The sequence below is a fragment of the Paenibacillus sp. 1A_MP2 genome (assembly GCF_052244825.1).
Taxonomy (GTDB): Bacteria; Bacillota; Bacilli; order Paenibacillales; family Paenibacillaceae; genus Paenibacillus; species Paenibacillus vandeheii.
Genome location: NZ_JBQQCS010000001.1, coordinates 2,770,866 through 2,788,438 on the forward strand (window position 1 = coordinate 2,770,866; position 17,573 = coordinate 2,788,438).

Genomic DNA, 17,573 nt, shown 5'->3' on the forward strand with positions numbered 1-17,573 from the left:
AGGGAATGGGATTCCTTGTACATGAAGCGGTTGTGTGCAATGCATACTTTGCTTCTGGTATACTCTAGGTGAAATAAAAAGAGCAAGTCCTTGTTAGCCATTTAGAGGAGGTATGTCCGTCATGAATTTCTTGAAATATGCATCATCTGATTTTGCTGATTATTATGCTCTTGTGTCCAATATTGAAGTTATGCAACAAATTACCGAACGTGCTCTGCCTGAGCATGAAGCTACAGCGGAATTTGAATCCATGCTGAATTATAATCAGGGGAATGACTGCGGATATTATCGGATATCCGGTGAAGACGGGGTAGGGATGGCTTACGCTAAACTGATCCCGGATGAATCCGATCCATCGCGGGCGGAAATGGGTTATATGATTCTGCCTGAATACTGGGGAAAGGACACGGGACTTCCATTGCAGCTCGGCTGATTATTCAGGCACAGGCGGCAGGGATTGCTGTACTCTATGCGGTTATCGATCCGTCCAATGCGGCATCCCGTCAAATATTGCTCAGACAGAATTTTGTATCCACATGGGTGGGGATTATGAGGGATTACCTGGCGAGATTCTGGAGCTGAATCTTCAGGTGAAGCGCTAAGGGATCAGGCTTGCGGGTAATACATACTATCCCGGGCATTTTGCATCACTTCGATGGGAACTCATCATTCGAAAGCATGCGAAATGCTCATACAGAGATTTGGAGGAGATGGAGATGAGCAATGCTGCAATGGAACAATTGAATTTATTGCTGCCGGAATGGCTGGAGACCAGCCGTTTGCATACTGGACAGGGAAAGTTGCTTCTTATATTCCCGAGTTGTTCAAGGCTTCGCAGGACGAATTGGGTATACATATCATGAACGCCGAAGGCAATCATGTGTCGGCCGGAGATTGTGGTATCCCGTTTACGATGCAAAGTATCTCCAAGGTATTTACACTCATTCTGGCCCTGATGGATCATGGGGAGGAAGCGGTCTTCTTTAATGTAGGAAAAGAACCTACCGGGGATGATTATGATTCCATGATCAAGCTCGAACTAGTGGAACCGGGCATTCCGTTTAATCCATTGATCAATGCGGGCGCGATTACGGTATCGTCCCTGATTGGCGGGGATTGCAAAGAGGAGAAGTCCCGGCGCATTTTGGAATTTTTCCGCACGCTGGCGAATAATGATCGACTGGACTACAACGAAGCGGTATATCGGTCCGAATGGGAAACAGGCCATCTGAACCGTTCGCTTGGTTATTTTCTGAAGCATAATGGCGTACTCAAGGATGATGTCGAAGATGTGCTTGCCGTCTATTTCCGCCATTGCTCCATCGAGGTGACTTGTGCGGATCTGGCCCGTATGGCACTGGTGCTTGCTTATGACGGGACAGATCCCATCACCGGAAATGAGCTTATTCCTCGTCGTTATGTACAGATTGCCAAAACGTTCATGACCACCTGCGGTATGTATAATGCATCCGGCGAATTTGCGATTCAGGTCGGACTGCCTGCCAAGAGTGGAGTGTCGGGTGGAATACTGACCCTGGTTCCAGGACAGTTTGGCATCGGTCTTGTAGGTCCGGCTCTGAATCGGAAAGGAAACAGCATTGCAGGCGTGCATCTGCTTGAGCGTCTTTCCAAGGAATTTGACTGGAGTTTATTCTAATGAAGTCACCTTGAAGTCATCTCCTTATCCTCCTGAGTAGCCGATGAATCACCAATCCGTTCTTTTGCTTCTTTGGAACGAAATGCCCCATGTGGATATGGCTTGTCGGCTGCTTCAGTCCTGCAACAGAATGTGTAGGAAAACGGTCCTGCATGGCAACGGCCATGCTGCATCTATACCGGTGTACCCGCAATGCCAGCCCGCATCATTCATTCGCGAGTACCACATCTGTAATGAGATTCATCTGAATGTCCCGGGTCCCGCTCTCCATCAGCAGCTTAAGGGTACGGGCAGGGGAGTCCAATCGGAGCACCTGTCCGGTAAAGCGGATATCATCATGTTCATGGAACAGGGTGATGGTGACAGCATCCCCGAGCACCATCGAGTTACTAAGCAAACGGGACATTTCTTCCGCTGCCTGGGCATCCAGGGATGGACGGGTACGGGAGCGAGCTGCTCCTGATGAATGATATAGGCCTCCCGGTGTTCGGGAAGCATCATGCGCGAGGACTCAAAAATTCCGTTTTGCTGCAATTTTTTACTCATTTATAGTGACCTCCAATTTTATGAGAACGTTCCTGTGCCTGTGCGGACGAGCAGAGCGAGGAGGCCCGCATAATCGCGGTATCTCCGAACTTGCGCTTGATGTCATCCGTGGCGCGTTCCAGTTCTCTTTTACGTTCACGGTCATCGAACCAGGATAGCTGTACTTCGGAATCGGGCACGAGTCCGGTCAATGACACGCTGATGCGGCGAATGGGTAATCCGTCCCAATGGCGCAGAAACAGAGCAGCTGCCGCATCGTATACTTCATCGGTGATGTTGGTAGGTTCATTCACCTTCATCTGGCGGGAGAAGCCGGTTGGACGATCATAATCCTGCCCCCGACATCCAACAGAGACGACATTACCCATGAGTGATTTGTCCCGGGAACGCCTGCTGACCAGCTCTGCCAATTCGAGCAGCACCACCTTGATGTCCGCCCACGATTCATAGTCCCGAGGCAATGTCATCTGATGTCCAATGCCCTGCTGCTGGTGAGCATATGTCCCGGGTTTTACCGGAGAATCATCGATCCCGCGGGCAATACGCCACAATACCTCACCGTTTACCCCCCAACGCTCTTTCAGCCGGGACAACGGAGTCTGTGCCAGATCACCGATCGTATGAATCCCCATCTTGTAGAGATGCTGCGCCATTCGGGAACCGACCATAAACATGTCTCGAACAGGTTTATTCCACAGTGTTTTCTGCATGTCCTTGCGGGGCAGTGTATAGATGCCTACCGGGACTTTTTTGGCATACAGGTCACAGGCCATCTTGCTAACAACCTTGGTGTCGCTGATGCCAACGCGGATATAGACGCCAGTCTCTTCCATGACCCTGTCCTGAATGCTGCGGGCAATGGTTTCAGGGCTGCCGAACAGGTCCAAACTTCCGGTGACATCGAGAAACTGCTCATCAATACTATACGGTTCAACCAGATCGGTATAGGACTGAAGGATACGGGTAATGTGTAGGGAAACACGAATATATTCAGCCATCCGGGGACGAATGACGACAACATCGGGGCATTTGGCGAGAGCCTCACCCAGCCGTTCTGCTGTAGTAATTCCATAGGACTTGGCGAGTGGGCAGGCTGCCAGAATAATACCCGAACGGCGTGCAGGATCTCCCGCAACAACAAGCGGACGGTCTCTGTATTCGGGATGTGCAGACTTCTCTACACTGGCATAAAACGACTGGCAATCGGCCAGCATAATGACACGTCCGTCTTTGCGGGGCATAGTACTTCTCTCCTTTTATTCATAAATCGGCTACTTCTGTACAACGATGGAACTCATTCAGCCAACGTTATTTTACAGTTTACTTACAGTATGGAACAAGTGTTCCTGTTTTATAAGCATATCTGACAATGTCAGATGCGGCAACCGGAATTATTTTGCAAATTGGACACAATTATTGAACGGACCTAATAGAGTCAAAATTTAGGAAATAAGATGTATGTTTTTACATTTCGTGTAAGAGATCCGTGACTTCCGGGTGATGACCGGGTGTTCATTCAGCTTTATGTAAAAGTAATATAAATGGGCACAGTCCTATAAGGGGGACTGATGTCCTTTTTTCATTTTCTGCACTTTTCAGAAAACCTTGATAGGGCGCGGGTTTTCAAGGATACGTTATCGGACTATAGTATCAATTTTGTAATCTTTATGGTTAATACTGTAAAAATGTCCGCAACTTTAAAATATCATTAGCGTTTAATGGGGTAAGCGTTCAAGCGGAAACAGATCTCACAATCCGCGTTGCATATAACAATAACGGGTAGAGATGTGCAAGGCTGGAAGAACCTCAAACGGACGGTTAAAGTAGCCTATATTCGTGTTGATGGAGGATAAGGGCCAGAAGGTCACCTGGATGCTAGTTGATGGCGCTTTTTACGAATTATGGGCAGAATGTTGCAGTTTACGTTTGCTTCCATCAGCCTAGTTACAAATGCAGAGACTTAGAGCTATAGTGAGAACACACCGCTGACATCTCTACCCAAAGCGGACATCCGAAGCGGGATTCCCCGCATACCTTCATGTCATTCAAGATCTGAACTGAAGCAGGATGCATACTAGAGAGGTGAGCAATTAAGAACCATGAGCAGACGAAGACGTAAGCGCTGGTTGTTGACGATGTTGACCGGAGCGGCCGTAGTGACGGGAGGAATATTTGCCGGCTGGCACTACATGCAACCTCAACTGGTTACGTACACAGCGGAGAACGGTACAGAGATGAAATTCAGAACCGATGGAGACCGGTTCATGGAATATGGACCCGATGGCACATGGCGGGAGATGTTCGTCAAAGGGGTAAACCTGGGCGCAACATCACCGGGACATTACCCGGGCGAATTTCCGTTGACCAAAGAGGATTACTTGAGGTGGTTCCAGCAGATTGAGGATCTTGGAGCCAATGTGATCCGGGTGTATACGGTGCATGAGCCGATTTTTTACACAGCATTGGTTGATTATAATCGCGGCAGGGAGCAACCGTTATATTTTATACAGGGCATATGGTCGCCGGAAGAAGAATTGATTGAGAAGCAGGATGCCTATGCTGACCCTATTGAGCAGACGTTCAAGCAGGAGATTGAAAAGGCGGTATCCGCTGTATATGGCGATGCGGACATTCCCGATAAACCGGGCGAGTCAAGCGGTAAATACAAGACGAATGCCGGGAAATACCTGATGGCTTGGCATGTGGGTACCGAGTGGGACCCTTCGATGGTGAACAACACGAATGAGAGCCATCCCGATGTGCCGCAGTATAAGGGCGTTCATTTTTCGGGGACGCAGGATGCATCTCCGTTTGAAAATTGGCTGGCCGAGCTGCTGGACTATACCGCTGTATTGGAGAAGAAATACGGATGGGAGCATCCGATGACCTTCACCAACTGGGTAACTACTGACGTGTTGGATCATCCGGGCGAGCCGCTATTCGAGGAGGATCTGGTCAGTGTGGATGCACGCCATATTCAACCGGAAGAGTGGCAGGGTGGATATTTTGCAGCATACCATGTGTACCCTTATTACCCGGATTTGTTCCATACGGACCAGACACTTCAGACCATCAAGGACGAGAACGGCGAGTACAACACGTACAAAAGTTATCTACGCAAGCTCAAAGCCGAGTTTTCCGATATGCCTGTAATGGTTACAGAGTACGGTGTACCGTCTTCGCTGGGAATTTCCCATCTGGGTATGGGAGGCCGGGATCAGGGCGGACATAACGAGGTGGAGCAAGGAGAAATCGACGCATCGCTGACTCAGGATATTTATGACGAAGGGTATGCGGGAGCGATTTTGTTCATGTGGCAGGATGAGTGGTTCAAGAAAACCTGGAACACAATGCCGCTGGAAATTCCAGCTGATCGGCGTGCCTACTGGTTGAACGTGCTGACGAATGAGAAAATGTTTGGTCTGCTCGCCATGGACCCTGGTAAACAGGAACAGCTAACCATAGACGGTAAACTGGATGACTGGAATGCGCTGAAGAAGGAAGAGGTCACCGTCTGGCAAGGCAAGGTCGATGGCATCAAGGAAATGAAGATGACCCATGATGAAGCCTACCTGTACATCGGCATGACGCTGGATCAGCCTTTTGACCCGGATCAGACCTTGCTGCGCATTGGAACGAATACACTGGATGGTGGCAATCAGCCAGGTACGAGGCTTCCGGATCGAACACTCAGTGATGGTCTCGAAACGGTGATCACACTGGGACAGGATGCTGAATCGCAAGTGGAGATCGCCAAAGACTATGACTTTAACCAGCGGCTTTATGGCAAGGACGGTTACGGGATGCTGCCGGAAGAGCAAAAGAATGCAGCAGATCCATTCCATCCATGGAATCTGGCGGTCAGCCTGCGGATGACCCCACCGGATACCCGATCTGCCCAACCGTTCATGAATGAGAAGGTGGGTACATTGAAGCGGGGAACGACAGCTCCAGATCAGTCCGATACCGATTCGTTAACCGCCTGGCAATATAACGGTAATCAGGTTGAGATGCGTATTCCCTGGATGCTGCTTGGATTCGGTGACCCAAGTTCACTGCAAGCGATCAAGTATGGTGCGCTGAAGGGTGGACGGGAATTCGAAACGGTCGCGGTCAAGGGCGTCACTCTGGTTCCCTGGCTAATGGATCGTTCAACTGGAGATATCTCTTGGCCCGGTGGTGAACAGAAGACACTGGATGTGAAGACATTGCCTATATACAGCTGGCAGCCATGGGAGCAAGTACAGTACAGTGAGCGACTGAAACTGAGCTACGAGGAAATGCAGAAACGGTATGAACAAATTCCAAGTTTTCAGACCGAATAAATGAGTATAAAGGAGGACCTTTTCACATGTTTCCGAATTTGGCTTTGGCTTATCTATTTCTATACATCTGTACAGCGCTCGTCGTTGTGGGGGTGATCCTGCTGTTTGCCATGAAAATGTCCCACAACGGCAAACGGCGCAAGATTGAATTTTATAAATTAAAACAGCGTGATTACTTTACGTATCTCCAGACGGCGCTGACAGAGGACAGTCCCCTGCGATTGCCACCTGGGAAGCTGGCTCGGCTCGAGCGCCGGGTCATCCAGAGCAAGCTTATTGAATGGATTGATCAGTTCAAGGGAGAGTATCGCAACAAATTGATTGTACTCTGCCGTGAAGCCGGATTTGTAGAGCAAGATCTGAAGGAACTGAGCCGTATTCGTTACGGACGCCAAATTGATGCGGCTTATCGATTGGGCGGCATGCGTTGTCCAGAGGCTGTTCCAGGTTTGATGGAATTGCTTAAGGATGAGAAGCCGGGCCCGATGGCGATTATGATTGGTCGTTCGATCGCAAGATGTACCACCCGCCAGGGTGAACTGAAAGACATGCTCGCGCTGCTGTTAACCAAAGGAAAATCGATTCATCATCTGGCAGCAGATATTTTGCTCGAAACCAGTCTGGATACAAGCCGAATTCTCATTGAATTGCTGGAAGACCGCAATCCTGACTTTGTCAAAGTGGGACTCGTAGCGATGTGGGGACAGGCTGTACCGGAAGTGATGCCAGCACTCGACAGACTCGTAGGTGCAGAACATCAGGATGTACGGGCAGAAGCGGTGAAGCTGTATCTCAGCGCAAGTCCGGCACTTCAGGACGAGACCATTCTGAAGCTTATGCAGGATTCGGACCCGGAGGTGCGTGCCGAAGTGGTTCTGGCGCTCGGTTCGAAACATGCGGCGGGCAGCATTCCATTGCTGCGCAAAGCACTGCGTGACGAAGACTGGGGCGTACGTTATAACAGTGCGGAGAGCCTGAGCAAGTTGGGTGAACCGGGATTTGAAGCCTTGTGTCAGGCCGCGGTGCAGGGTACAGGTGCTGAAAGGGAAATTGCAATGCAACAGATTGAGAGCACGATGCAGCACTCAGGAACAGACCACAAAGCCGTTGACCAGATGATTGCACATAACAAAAAAGGCTGCTGTATGATCGGTACTTTGGTCCCGTACGCGGGAACCGGACAACAAGCAAGAAACGTACAGGTGTGGCTGCGGTAGGAGGGGATTACACTGCTTAGAGATCTACTATTAATCTATGGCATGGTCGCAATCTACTATGTCGTTGCTGTAAATACGCTCTATTTTTCCATTCTGGCCTTATCATTCCGTAACATTTGGACGATCTTCAGGCGGTCGCACTATTCCAAATACAATACGTTATCGGGCTCGGAGCTCGTACCATCGGTTTCCTTGCTGGTGCCTGCATACAACGAGGAACTGACGATTATTGAAAATGTGAACTGCCTGATGACGCTGAATTATCCAACCTATGAAGTCATCGTGGTGAATGATGGCTCCAGCGATACCACCTTAAAGGTGCTGTTGGAAGAATACCGTCTGAAGCCAGTACCTAACACGAAGATCCGGGGCAAGATTTCCTGTCAGAAAATTCGCGGGATCTACCACAATCCGGAATTCCCGGACCTGTATGTCATTGATAAGGAAAACGGCGGGAAGGCCGATTCCCTCAATGCTGGAATTAACCTGTCCCATTACCCGCTGATCTCTTCGATTGATGCCGACTCTTTGCTGGAAAAGGATGCCCTGATTCGCATGGCTCGCATGTATATGGAGAATCCGGAAGAGACGGTTGCTATTGGCGGGGATGTACGGATAGCCAACGGCTGCAAAATCGAAAACGGGGCAGTGCAGGACGTTTCACTGCCTCGCAAGATTTGGCCGATGTTCCAGTCCATCGAGTATCTCAAAGCTTTTCTCGGCGGACGGATCGGCTGGAGTCACATGAATGGTCTGATTATCGTCTCGGGTGCCTTCGGTATGTTCCGTAAGGATGCAGTTATCGCCGTTGGGGATATCGGGACGGTTATCCGGGTGAAGACATGAACATTATCATCAAGCTTCACCGTTATATGCTGGAGAACAAATTGAAATACCGCGTAGCCTTCTGCCCTGAGGCCGTGTGCTGGACACAGGCGCCGGATTCCTACCGGATCTTGTCCAGTCAGCGCAAGCGCTGGGGACGCGGAAATCTGAAGAACATGCTTGAGAACCGCGGCATGTTGTTCAACCCGAAATATAAAGTCATGGGCATGCTGACCATGCCGTACAACATCCTTTTTGAAGCGCTGAATCCGTATTTCCGTATTACCGGACTTCTCGCTCTCACGGGATATGTACTAATGGATATGACCCAGTGGCCGATACTTGTGCTCTTTGGATCGCTCAACATTGTGAGTGGTTATCTGCTCAGTGTGGGAGCTCTTGTGCTCGAGGAAATTGCATTCAAGCGGTATAACAAGCTGTCCGATCTGGTCAAAATGCTGTTCTACTCCGCTCTGAAATTCGTCGGCTATCATCAGCTTGGCGTGCTGTGGAGATTGCAGGGGCATATTCAGTTCATGCAAAAAAACAATTCATGGGTACCATGACACGCCAGAGCTGGTCCGAGGAAGAGAAAACAAGCGAGGCGGCCTAAGCACAGCGTAATCAAAGTAATACAGCAGAAACAATATAGATAACCGAGGGAGAAGGGTGGAAAAGAACATGCCAAATACGGCGACATTGCAGCGTGAGGCTGCCGTTAATGTGTACCGCAGTGTAGAACAGGGATTGAAAGAAACGGGTGCCGAAACATGCGGCTTAATGTTCATCCATTGTGCAGGGCAGTCTCAGCCGGAGCAGCAGGTCAGGACACATCTGGAGCAGACCGGTGAGTCTGCGTTCCAGGTGTGGGTGGATGGAGCCACACAGGCGATTGCTGTCCTGCTGCCAGGGTTGACACTGGATGAGGTTCATTATGAGGGGCTTCGCATCAAGCATGAACTGCAGGAGACGGTACCTGGTGCCGATCCGCAAATCACGCTGGCAAGTTTCCCGGCAGGTGAGCGTCCTTCCAAGGCAACCATTCAACATATGGCTGAGTCTGCGAAGCTGGTAGACCCGTCGGAGATTCATATCTACACGCTGGACAAGACGGCAGACGAGCCGGAACGAATTTTGATTGTGGACAACGATCCGACGGTACGCGAGTTTCTGCAATTGCGGCTGAAGATGCAAGGGTACGAAACCTATGAAGCGGTGGATGGGCTGGCTGCATTGGAGCTGATTGAGAAAATCACGCCCGATCTGGTGCTGACCGAATTGAATCTGTATGGCATTGATGGCCTGCCGTTCATTCAACATATCCAGAACCTTGATGTGGAGCAGCCGCCCAAAATCGTCGTTTTGACGGAGCAGCGTGTAGAACAGACGATCAGCCAGTGCTTCCGCAGCGGGGTCGATGATTATATGACCAAACCGTTCTCACCTGTGGAACTGGATGCCCGAATCAGGCGTTGCCTGCATTAGACGCAATCACCAGCACAACCAGGAGAGACAGCAGCCTATTAATCTCGATCAAAACAAATAAGAACATTTACAGACAAACATCTATCAAATGGATTCGTCAATCAACCAAACAAATACACTTTGGAGGGAATATCATGGAGAATCAACAATTCCACACATTACTGAATGCGATTGAAAATAAAGAAGCGGTGCTCGGCGTGGTCGGGCTCGGTTACGTAGGGTTACCACTTGCGGTGGAAATGGTCAATCAGGGTTTCACGGTAATCGGAATTGATCTGGATGCATCCAAAGTGGAGAGCATCTATCAAGGAGATTCCTATATTCACGACATTTCGTCCGAGGAATTGAAAAAAGTAATGCAAAGCGGCCGCTTCCAGCCAACAACGGACTACAGCATGCTGCGCGTGATCGACGCACTGAGCATCTGCGTACCTACACCGCTTAGTGAAAACCAGGACCCGGATACGTCTTATATCGAGACGGTTGTGGATCAGATCAAACTGCACATGAAACCAGGTATGCTGATTACGCTGGAGAGCACCACTTATCCAGGTACAACCGAAGAACTGATTCAGGATGAGCTGGACAAGATCGGACAAGAAGCAGGAAAAGATTACTTCCTGTGCTTCTCGCCTGAACGTGTGGACCCGTCCAACGGACGATTCACTACCTTTAATACACCGAAAGTAATCGGTGGAACAACGGAAGCTTGCCTCAAGCTGGGAACAGCATTGTACAGCAAGTACGTTGAAACGGTTGTACCTGTATCTTCGCCAAAAGTGGCTGAAATGTCCAAACTGCTGGAAAATACGTTCCGCAGCGTAAACATTGCCTTTGTTAATGAAATGGCGATGATGTGCGATCGTATGGGCATTGATATCTGGGAAGTTATCGACGCAGCTGCGACGAAGCCGTTTGGCTTCATGCCATTCTATCCGGGCCCTGGCATCGGCGGTCACTGCATTCCGCTTGATCCGATGTACTTGTCCTGGAAGGCCAAAGGATTCCGTTTCTACAGCAAATTCATCGAGCTGGCACAATCCACTAATGACAACATGCCATATTATGTACTGAACAAAACATCTACGATCCTGAATGAGTACGCGAAATCCGTACGTAAATCTAACATTCTGTTGCTCGGTATGTCGTACAAGCCGAATATTGCCGATTTGCGTGAATCTCCAGGACTGGAAGTCTATGAACTGTTCAAGGAAGGTGGCGCCAATGTCAGCTATTATGATCCACATGCTGAATCGTTCCTGGACAAGCATGGAGAGACGGTATATAGCGAAGTGTTCAACCTTGAGCAGTTCAAGAAGTACGATTGCATCGTGCTGATCACCAACCACAGCGATTTGCCTTACTTTGATATTGCCGAGATGGGTGTGCCGATTCTGGATACACGTAATGCGTTCAAAACGTACACACATCCGCACATTTACAAGATTGGTCATTCGGTACAGCACCCTGTGCTTGAGCCAAGTGAAGCGTTGCTCGTCTGAGGAATATAATGAACAAGTGGGGCAAACTGTCGGTGAAGGCAAAATGGGCCATTCTGGCCCTGCTGTTCTGCCTGCTGCTTCTGCCCTGGCTACTCAAATGGTTCTCACATGAGGAACACAAAGCGACCTGGCTGTGGGACGCTTCCATTATTGCAGAGCAGACGCCCGAGATTATCTCCTTCTCCAAAGCACAGGGCGTAGATACCATTTTCCTGCAAATCCAGGATGAGGTTTCGGATGAGACGTACCGCAAATTCATTGCGGCTGCCCGGCAGGCTGAGATCGAAGTGCATGCTCTGAACGGTCATGCAGACTGGGCTTATACGGAGAAGCGGGAAGAGGGACTTGCATTTATTGAAAAAGTACGAGCCTATAATGCGGCTTCGGCCAAAAATGAACGCTTTGAGGGCATTCAGCTGGATGTGGAGCCTTATCAGCTAAAACGCTGGGAGAACGAGCAGAACAGCGTGATTGCGGAGTGGAGCGACAACATGAAGGCCTGGACCAAAGCCGGATCTGATGCCGGACTGTACATGAGCGCCGCGATCCCTTTCTGGCTGGATGCTCGTGAGTCGGTAGAAGGCGGAGATACATTCAGCCGCTGGGTGATCGACCATTTTGATGCAGTAGCTATTATGGCTTACCGGGATAGTGGTCAGCAGATGTATGATCTGTCCAAGGAAGAGCTGGACGAAGCGGATGAGCTTGGCAAGAAAGTATGGGTTGGAGCCGAGCTGGCAGACACGCATGAAGGCGATCATCTAACCTTTTTCAGCAAATCCATCACCAATATGGACGAAGAAATGAAGAAGGTGTTTGATCTTGGCGCTTCTCATTCCTCTTTTGCTGGTGTCGCTGTGCATCATTATGAAGCATGGTATGCAAAGGAAAACGGCATTCCGCTGGCTCGAAAGAGCGAGGAGAAGAAGTAGCAGGAGCATATGCATAGGCATGTGGTTAACAGAAAGATGGTTGTGAATTGTAAATGGGAAAAGGCAGGTCTCCGTCAAGGAGGCTTGCCTTTTGCTTTGGGTAGTTTTAGGTAGCTTTCAGCAGCGGGCGATTGGCGACAAATCAGCTTTTGTTGTTCTCGGCGGTTCGATATCGGTTGGGAGGCAGACCGACCTGCTTTTTGAATGCTTTGGAGAAGGAAAACAGGTCGGGGTAACCTACCGAGTGCGCTACTTCAGTTAACGTTAACGGGGTCTGCACAAGCAGCCGTTTGGCCTGATTCATTTTGAGACGTTGAATATACTGGACAGGAGACAGACCATAAGCTTTGCGGAATTGTTTGGCAAAATGGGTCCGATCCACGCCAGCGTGTGCAGATACACCTTCCACAGTAATGCCGCCAGCAAAGTGAATATCCATGTACTCTTTGCCCTTTTGCAGCCATGGTGTGGCAGAGTCTGGTTGAAGTACTCGGGTAGCGGGCGATTTGGCAATTCGATCAAACAATCCGAGAAAACGGGTCAGTCGTCCCAGGTCGCTTGCGCCTCCCTGAGGTTTGCGAACCTCTTCCATAAAAGCACGCATGCCATTTGCCGTCTCCGGGGTGAGTACACCTGAACGATGCGGCGCGTCCGGAGTGAGCCCGATTCGTGCCAGAAGTTCGGCTGCATGTTTTCCGTCAAAGGCAATGAAAATTTTGTGCAAAGACTCCTTCGGGTCAGACCAGTACTCATGGGTAACCTGGGGATACAGGCAGAATGCATCACGGGCACGCAGGGAATAACGATGTCCGTTCTGTATGAATGTTCCCTCGCCCTCCAGAACAAAGATCAAATAATGAAAAGGCGTCGTTCGCGGGCCAATATGATAGTTGCTCTTGGCTATATTACGGCCGATTCGAATCGGCCAAGCTCCACCGGCTTTCTCGAATTCGGACGGAGTAAAAAAAATAATATCCAAAAACTCGTGGTGGTCCTCCTTCATGCTCTCGATCATCAGGAACACCTCTTTAATATAAGTATAGTTTGTAATCTCTGAAAGTTTCTCTTATAACCTATTATACAGGTGGGTTTTGTAAATATTCAAGATGAGAAAGACCTATTCCTGTGAATTCACCACAAAATGACAAAATAAAATTGCCGCGAAATGACATTGATCACAGACAAATCAATTGTTATGATGTCCATACCTATTAAACCAAGTTAATTAATCGGCATTTGGAATTATTCGCACTTATAAAATGATTAGAAATTAGGCGCACTTTAAAAATAAGGTTTAACGAGTGCGAACGTAGTGGAGGGTACGAAATCGATTCTGAAGAAACGCAATGTTTGCCTTTATAACAGTGATCGAAAGAACGATTCGTAACCGGAACGGCCAATGTGCACAACACTGGTCTTATTTTTAACATGAGACTTTATTTATTCATAGAAGGGAATGACTTGTGTGAGCGAACAGGAAGAGATGAAATTTGGCTGGTTTTTGCCTACAGCAGGAGACGGAAAATATGTGGGGGTTGCCCCGGAACGGGAACCGAGCCTGGATTATTTAGTTCAAGTGGCGCAGACGGCGGAGACGGCAGGTTTTGAATTTGTATTGATTCCGACAGGAGGAGCTTGTCTTGATGCGTGGGTTGTGGGTTTCGGCTGTCATGAGTCACACGAAAACATTGCGTCCGCTTGTGGCTATTCGCCCAGGTCTGGTCACCCCTGTATTGGCTGCACGAATGGGAGCGGCACTGGATCAACTGTCTGGTGGTCGTGCCATGATCAATGTAGTGACAGGCAGCTCGGTTCGGGATCTGGAGGAACTGGGTGATCCACTGGCTCATGCCCATGATGAACGTTATGAACGCGCGAGCGAGTACATGGAAGTGATGAAGCGTTCATGGACGCAATCGACCGGGCTGAATCTAACCGAGTTTGCTGGAAGTGGTGCTCAGTCGAATCAGGAAGCATCCGATGATAATCAGGAGTTTAACGGTAAATATTACAATTTCAAAGCTCCGGTAGGTATGCCTGAAACCGTGCAAAAGCCGTATCCGCCATTCTACCTCGGAGGAAGTTCACCGATTGCGAAACGGGTAGCTGTTGAACATGCAGATACATTCCTCATGTGGGGCGAGCCGCATGACTGGATTCAGGAGCAGATCGAAGAAATTGAAGGCATTCGCGAACAGATCAAAGAGGAAACGGGTCAAGATCGCCAGTTGCGTTACGGCATGCGGGCACAGGTACTCATTCGGGATACCGAAGAAGAGGCATGGGCGGCGGCTTGGGAGATTATTAGCAAAGTTCCACCTGAAGCGATCGAGAAAGCCAAAGCTGCCTTCGCGGAGACGGATGCAACCAATCAACGCAGGCAAAATGAGCTGCGGGAACTGTCCGAGAAGCAGCAGTTTGTCGTAGGTCCGAACCTGTGGACAGGTTTGTCTGTTGTTCGTTCCGGCGGAGCAATTCTTATTGTCGGTACAGCCGAACAGGTCGCTGAGCGCTTGATGGAATACGGGGATATGGGCGTAACGACATTTATCCTTTCGGGATATCCTCATTTGGAAGAAGCCGAAATTTTTGGACGGACAGTTATGCCGATCATTCGTGAGAAGTGGAAAACAAGACAAAAACAGCATTCAGTTACTACCAATTAAGTGAGTTAACCCTTTTTTTACACTTTAACGGAGAGAGTAGAACCGATCTGAAGAAGCGAAGCGTTCGCCTGAAAGCTTTCTGAAAGAAAGCTACATCGGAAGCATACGCTATCCCCGGATTTCTCCTTTAATAGAATTGAAAAAATCCGGGGGTAACAGCGATTGGAAGATTGTTATGAATACGTAGTGTTCAGTGTAAATTTAGTCGTTTAACTTACATCAAATATCTTCAGGAGGTCTTCTTTCATGAGAAAAAAACAAAAATATATCCTGCCCCTCGTCAGTATGCTGATGATGTCCATCCTGTTGTCTGCTTGCGGCGGCGGGGATACTGCTTCATCAGGAGAGAGCGGCTCCTCCGGTTCAGGCAAAGTAACAATCAGCTTCATGCACTGGCGTGGTGAGGATGTGGAGGCGCTGAACAAGACGATTGATGCGTTTGAAAAGGAAAACCCGAACATCCATGTAGAAATGCAAACTCTTCCTTCGGACCAATATCAATCCACTGTACAATCCAAAATCAGTGACGGTTCGGTTGGGGATGTATTTGCTTCCTTCCCTGGTGCACAGTTCGAAGCCTTCACCAAAGCCGGATTGTTTACGGATTTGACTGGATCGTCGTTTCTGTCAGCCTACAATCCAAAGCTGATTGAAGCAGGCCAGCACGATGGCAAACAATATGCAATTCCTTATCAACTCGTATACAACGATCCAATCTACAATGTGAAGCTGTTTGAAAAATACGGACTGACCCCGCCGACGGATTGGGAAGGTTTTCTAGCGCTTTGTCAGACACTGAAAGACAACGGCATTATTCCGATTGCATTTGCTGGAGCGGATATTGGTCCGGGCCAATTCATGAATACGATGGTGATGAACAATGCGCCGAGTGACGACATTTTTACCAAAGTGGAAGCTGGCGAAGCAAAACTGACGGATGAATTTTGGGTGAAAACATTGACTCAAATTAAAGAACTGAACGACAAAGGTTACTTCCAGCAGGATGCACTGGGAACGAAAGACCCGGCAGCGGGAGCACTCTTCATCCAAGAGAAAGCGGCGATACTGGCAAGCGGATCGTATCAGTTGGCACAGAACAAGCTGCAAAATCCGAATTTGGAGCAAAAATTGCTCGCACCGATTACCGTAAGTGCCGATCAGGCGAAATATGAAGGGGTGCACACCACTACATTCATGCTCGCGGTGAATAGCAAGTCCAAACACCCGGAAGAAGCGAAGAAGTTCCTCGAATTCCTGAGCAGTCCGGAAGTGGCTGGCCAATATGCCAACCAGACAGGACAGAACGTGACAGTGAACGATGTAAAGTACGATACACCCGAGCTTCAGGTTGCCGGAGATTGGGCGAGCAAAAAGACCGTGTTCCAGCCACGGTTCACCATCCTGAATGGAGATAATCAGAAAGCGGTGACGAACTCCATTCAGGCTGTACTGAGCGGCACTTCTCCTGAAGAAGCAGCACAGCAGGCACAGGCGATCATTGATCAGCATATCGGGAAATAAACGATGAAGAACCGTATTCAGCTATCCCTGTTTCTGTTACCCGGGTTGCTGCTGTACGTTGCACTGTTCGTATTTCCTACATTGACGGGGCTGTTCTACTCCTTTACGGATTGGGACGGGGTATCCCCGTCGTATGCATTTGTAGGGCTGGATAATTACAAGGACAGTCTCAGCAGCATCGTATTTCGCAAAGCCTTTGGCAATAACGTTGAATTCATGGTAACGGTTGTTATAGCGCAAACCTTTATTTCACTTGTCCTGGCGCTGCTTCTAGTACGTAACACAAAGACACGCATCGCGCTCCGGGCCCTGTATTTTCTGCCTGCGATTCTGTCCTCCGTATCGGTGGGGCTGATCTGGGCATTTATGTATGATCCTTCGATCGGGTTGATTAACTATGGACTGAATGAAGCAGGTATGGGGAGCATGGCCCACAACTGGATTGGTGATCCGAAGATCGCCATCTACTCGATTGCCGCGGTACAGGTCTGGGCACATGCCGGGCAGATGATGATTGTGTTTATCGCAGGTCTGCAAGGCATTCCGTCAGAGCTGTATGAAGCAGCACGTATGGATGGCGGTAGCAAATGGCAGGTATTTCGTACCGTGACCTGGCCGCTGCTGGCACCTTCGGCAACAATTGTTGTGGCCTATACGACCATTCAGTCGTTCAAGGCATTTGACCTCATTTTCACGATGACGGACGGAGGCCCGAACTACGCGACTGAAATTTTGACGACATATATCTATCATACCGCCTTTGGCAGCTACTCCTTTGGCCTCGCTTCAGCAGGTTCGATGATTTTCCTGGTTCTGCTGGCGCTGCTGACACTATTACAATTCAAAGCGCTTCGAGCCGACCGGGTAAGCTATTAACGATTGGACGAATTGAAATGC

11 protein-coding genes and 3 pseudogenes are annotated in these 17,573 nt (G+C 49.2%); 11 read left to right on the forward strand and 3 right to left on the reverse strand.

What is annotated here, in order from left to right:
- Nucleotides 1-121 precede the first annotated feature (121 nt).
- Nucleotides 122-433, forward strand: coding sequence for a GNAT family N-acetyltransferase (locus ACTWJ7_RS13580; protein ID WP_443145524.1), 312 nt, complete (start codon nucleotides 122-124; stop codon nucleotides 431-433).
- A gap of 283 nt (nucleotides 434-716) precedes the next feature.
- Nucleotides 717-1,657 (forward strand): annotated as a pseudogene (glsA, locus tag ACTWJ7_RS13585) (glutaminase A).
- A 205-nt stretch (nucleotides 1,658-1,862) separates the two neighbouring features.
- Here glsA and ACTWJ7_RS13590 read toward each other — a convergent pair.
- Both ACTWJ7_RS13590 and ACTWJ7_RS13595 read right to left on the reverse strand, forming a co-directional pair.
- Nucleotides 1,863-2,063 (reverse strand): hypothetical protein, encoded by a 201-nt coding sequence (locus tag ACTWJ7_RS13590; protein WP_443145525.1) that lies wholly within the window; start codon nucleotides 2,061-2,063, stop codon nucleotides 1,863-1,865.
- Between the two features lie 136 nt (nucleotides 2,064-2,199).
- Nucleotides 2,200-3,444 (reverse strand): DNA polymerase IV, encoded by a 1,245-nt coding sequence (locus ACTWJ7_RS13595; protein ID WP_301877740.1) that lies wholly within the window; start codon nucleotides 3,442-3,444, stop codon nucleotides 2,200-2,202.
- Nucleotides 3,445-4,302: 858 nt separating this feature from the next.
- Between ACTWJ7_RS13595 and ACTWJ7_RS13600 the strand changes: the two genes are divergently transcribed.
- From ACTWJ7_RS13600 to ACTWJ7_RS13625, 6 genes and pseudogenes are all read left to right on the forward strand, one after another.
- Nucleotides 4,303-6,528 carry a hypothetical protein gene (locus tag ACTWJ7_RS13600; protein ID WP_301877739.1) on the forward strand — a complete coding sequence of 742 codons (2,226 nt, stop codon included), beginning with the start codon at nucleotides 4,303-4,305 and terminating at the stop codon, nucleotides 6,526-6,528.
- Nucleotides 6,529-6,554: 26 nt separating this feature from the next.
- Nucleotides 6,555-7,745: a HEAT repeat domain-containing protein gene (locus tag ACTWJ7_RS13605; protein ID WP_443145526.1), complete on the forward strand. Its 1,191-nt coding sequence runs from the start codon at nucleotides 6,555-6,557 to the stop codon at nucleotides 7,743-7,745.
- 42 nt (nucleotides 7,746-7,787) lie between these two features.
- A pseudogene (locus tag ACTWJ7_RS13610) lies at nucleotides 7,788-9,183 on the forward strand (glycosyltransferase family 2 protein).
- A 68-nt stretch (nucleotides 9,184-9,251) separates the two neighbouring features.
- On the forward strand, nucleotides 9,252-10,055 hold the full coding sequence (locus ACTWJ7_RS13615; RefSeq protein WP_079349530.1) for a response regulator transcription factor: 804 nt from the start codon (nucleotides 9,252-9,254) through the stop codon (nucleotides 10,053-10,055).
- A 134-nt stretch (nucleotides 10,056-10,189) separates the two neighbouring features.
- Nucleotides 10,190-11,557: a nucleotide sugar dehydrogenase gene (locus ACTWJ7_RS13620; protein ID WP_024631090.1), complete on the forward strand. Its 1,368-nt coding sequence runs from the start codon at nucleotides 10,190-10,192 to the stop codon at nucleotides 11,555-11,557.
- 8 nt (nucleotides 11,558-11,565) lie between these two features.
- Nucleotides 11,566-12,489, forward strand: a complete 924-nt coding sequence (locus ACTWJ7_RS13625; RefSeq protein WP_301877737.1) for a hypothetical protein — start codon at nucleotides 11,566-11,568, stop codon at nucleotides 12,487-12,489.
- A 142-nt stretch (nucleotides 12,490-12,631) separates the two neighbouring features.
- Here the strand turns inward: ACTWJ7_RS13625 and ACTWJ7_RS13630 are convergent, their stop codons facing one another.
- Nucleotides 12,632-13,504, reverse strand: coding sequence for a helix-turn-helix transcriptional regulator (locus ACTWJ7_RS13630; protein WP_301877736.1), 873 nt, complete (start codon nucleotides 13,502-13,504; stop codon nucleotides 12,632-12,634).
- A gap of 441 nt (nucleotides 13,505-13,945) precedes the next feature.
- Between ACTWJ7_RS13630 and ACTWJ7_RS13635 the strand changes: the two are divergent.
- The 3 genes and pseudogenes from ACTWJ7_RS13635 to ACTWJ7_RS13645 all read left to right on the forward strand — a co-directional run bounded on the left by ACTWJ7_RS13635 (nucleotide 13,946) and on the right by ACTWJ7_RS13645 (nucleotide 17,552).
- Nucleotides 13,946-15,155, forward strand: a pseudogene (locus tag ACTWJ7_RS13635) (LLM class flavin-dependent oxidoreductase).
- A gap of 246 nt (nucleotides 15,156-15,401) precedes the next feature.
- Entirely contained in the window at nucleotides 15,402-16,676 is a 1,275-nt protein-coding gene (locus ACTWJ7_RS13640) for an ABC transporter substrate-binding protein (RefSeq protein WP_301877735.1), read from the forward strand.
- Nucleotides 16,677-16,679: 3 nt separating this feature from the next.
- Nucleotides 16,680-17,552, forward strand: coding sequence for a carbohydrate ABC transporter permease (locus tag ACTWJ7_RS13645; RefSeq protein ID WP_301877734.1), 873 nt, complete (start codon nucleotides 16,680-16,682; stop codon nucleotides 17,550-17,552).
- Nucleotides 17,553-17,573: the final 21 nt, after the last annotated feature.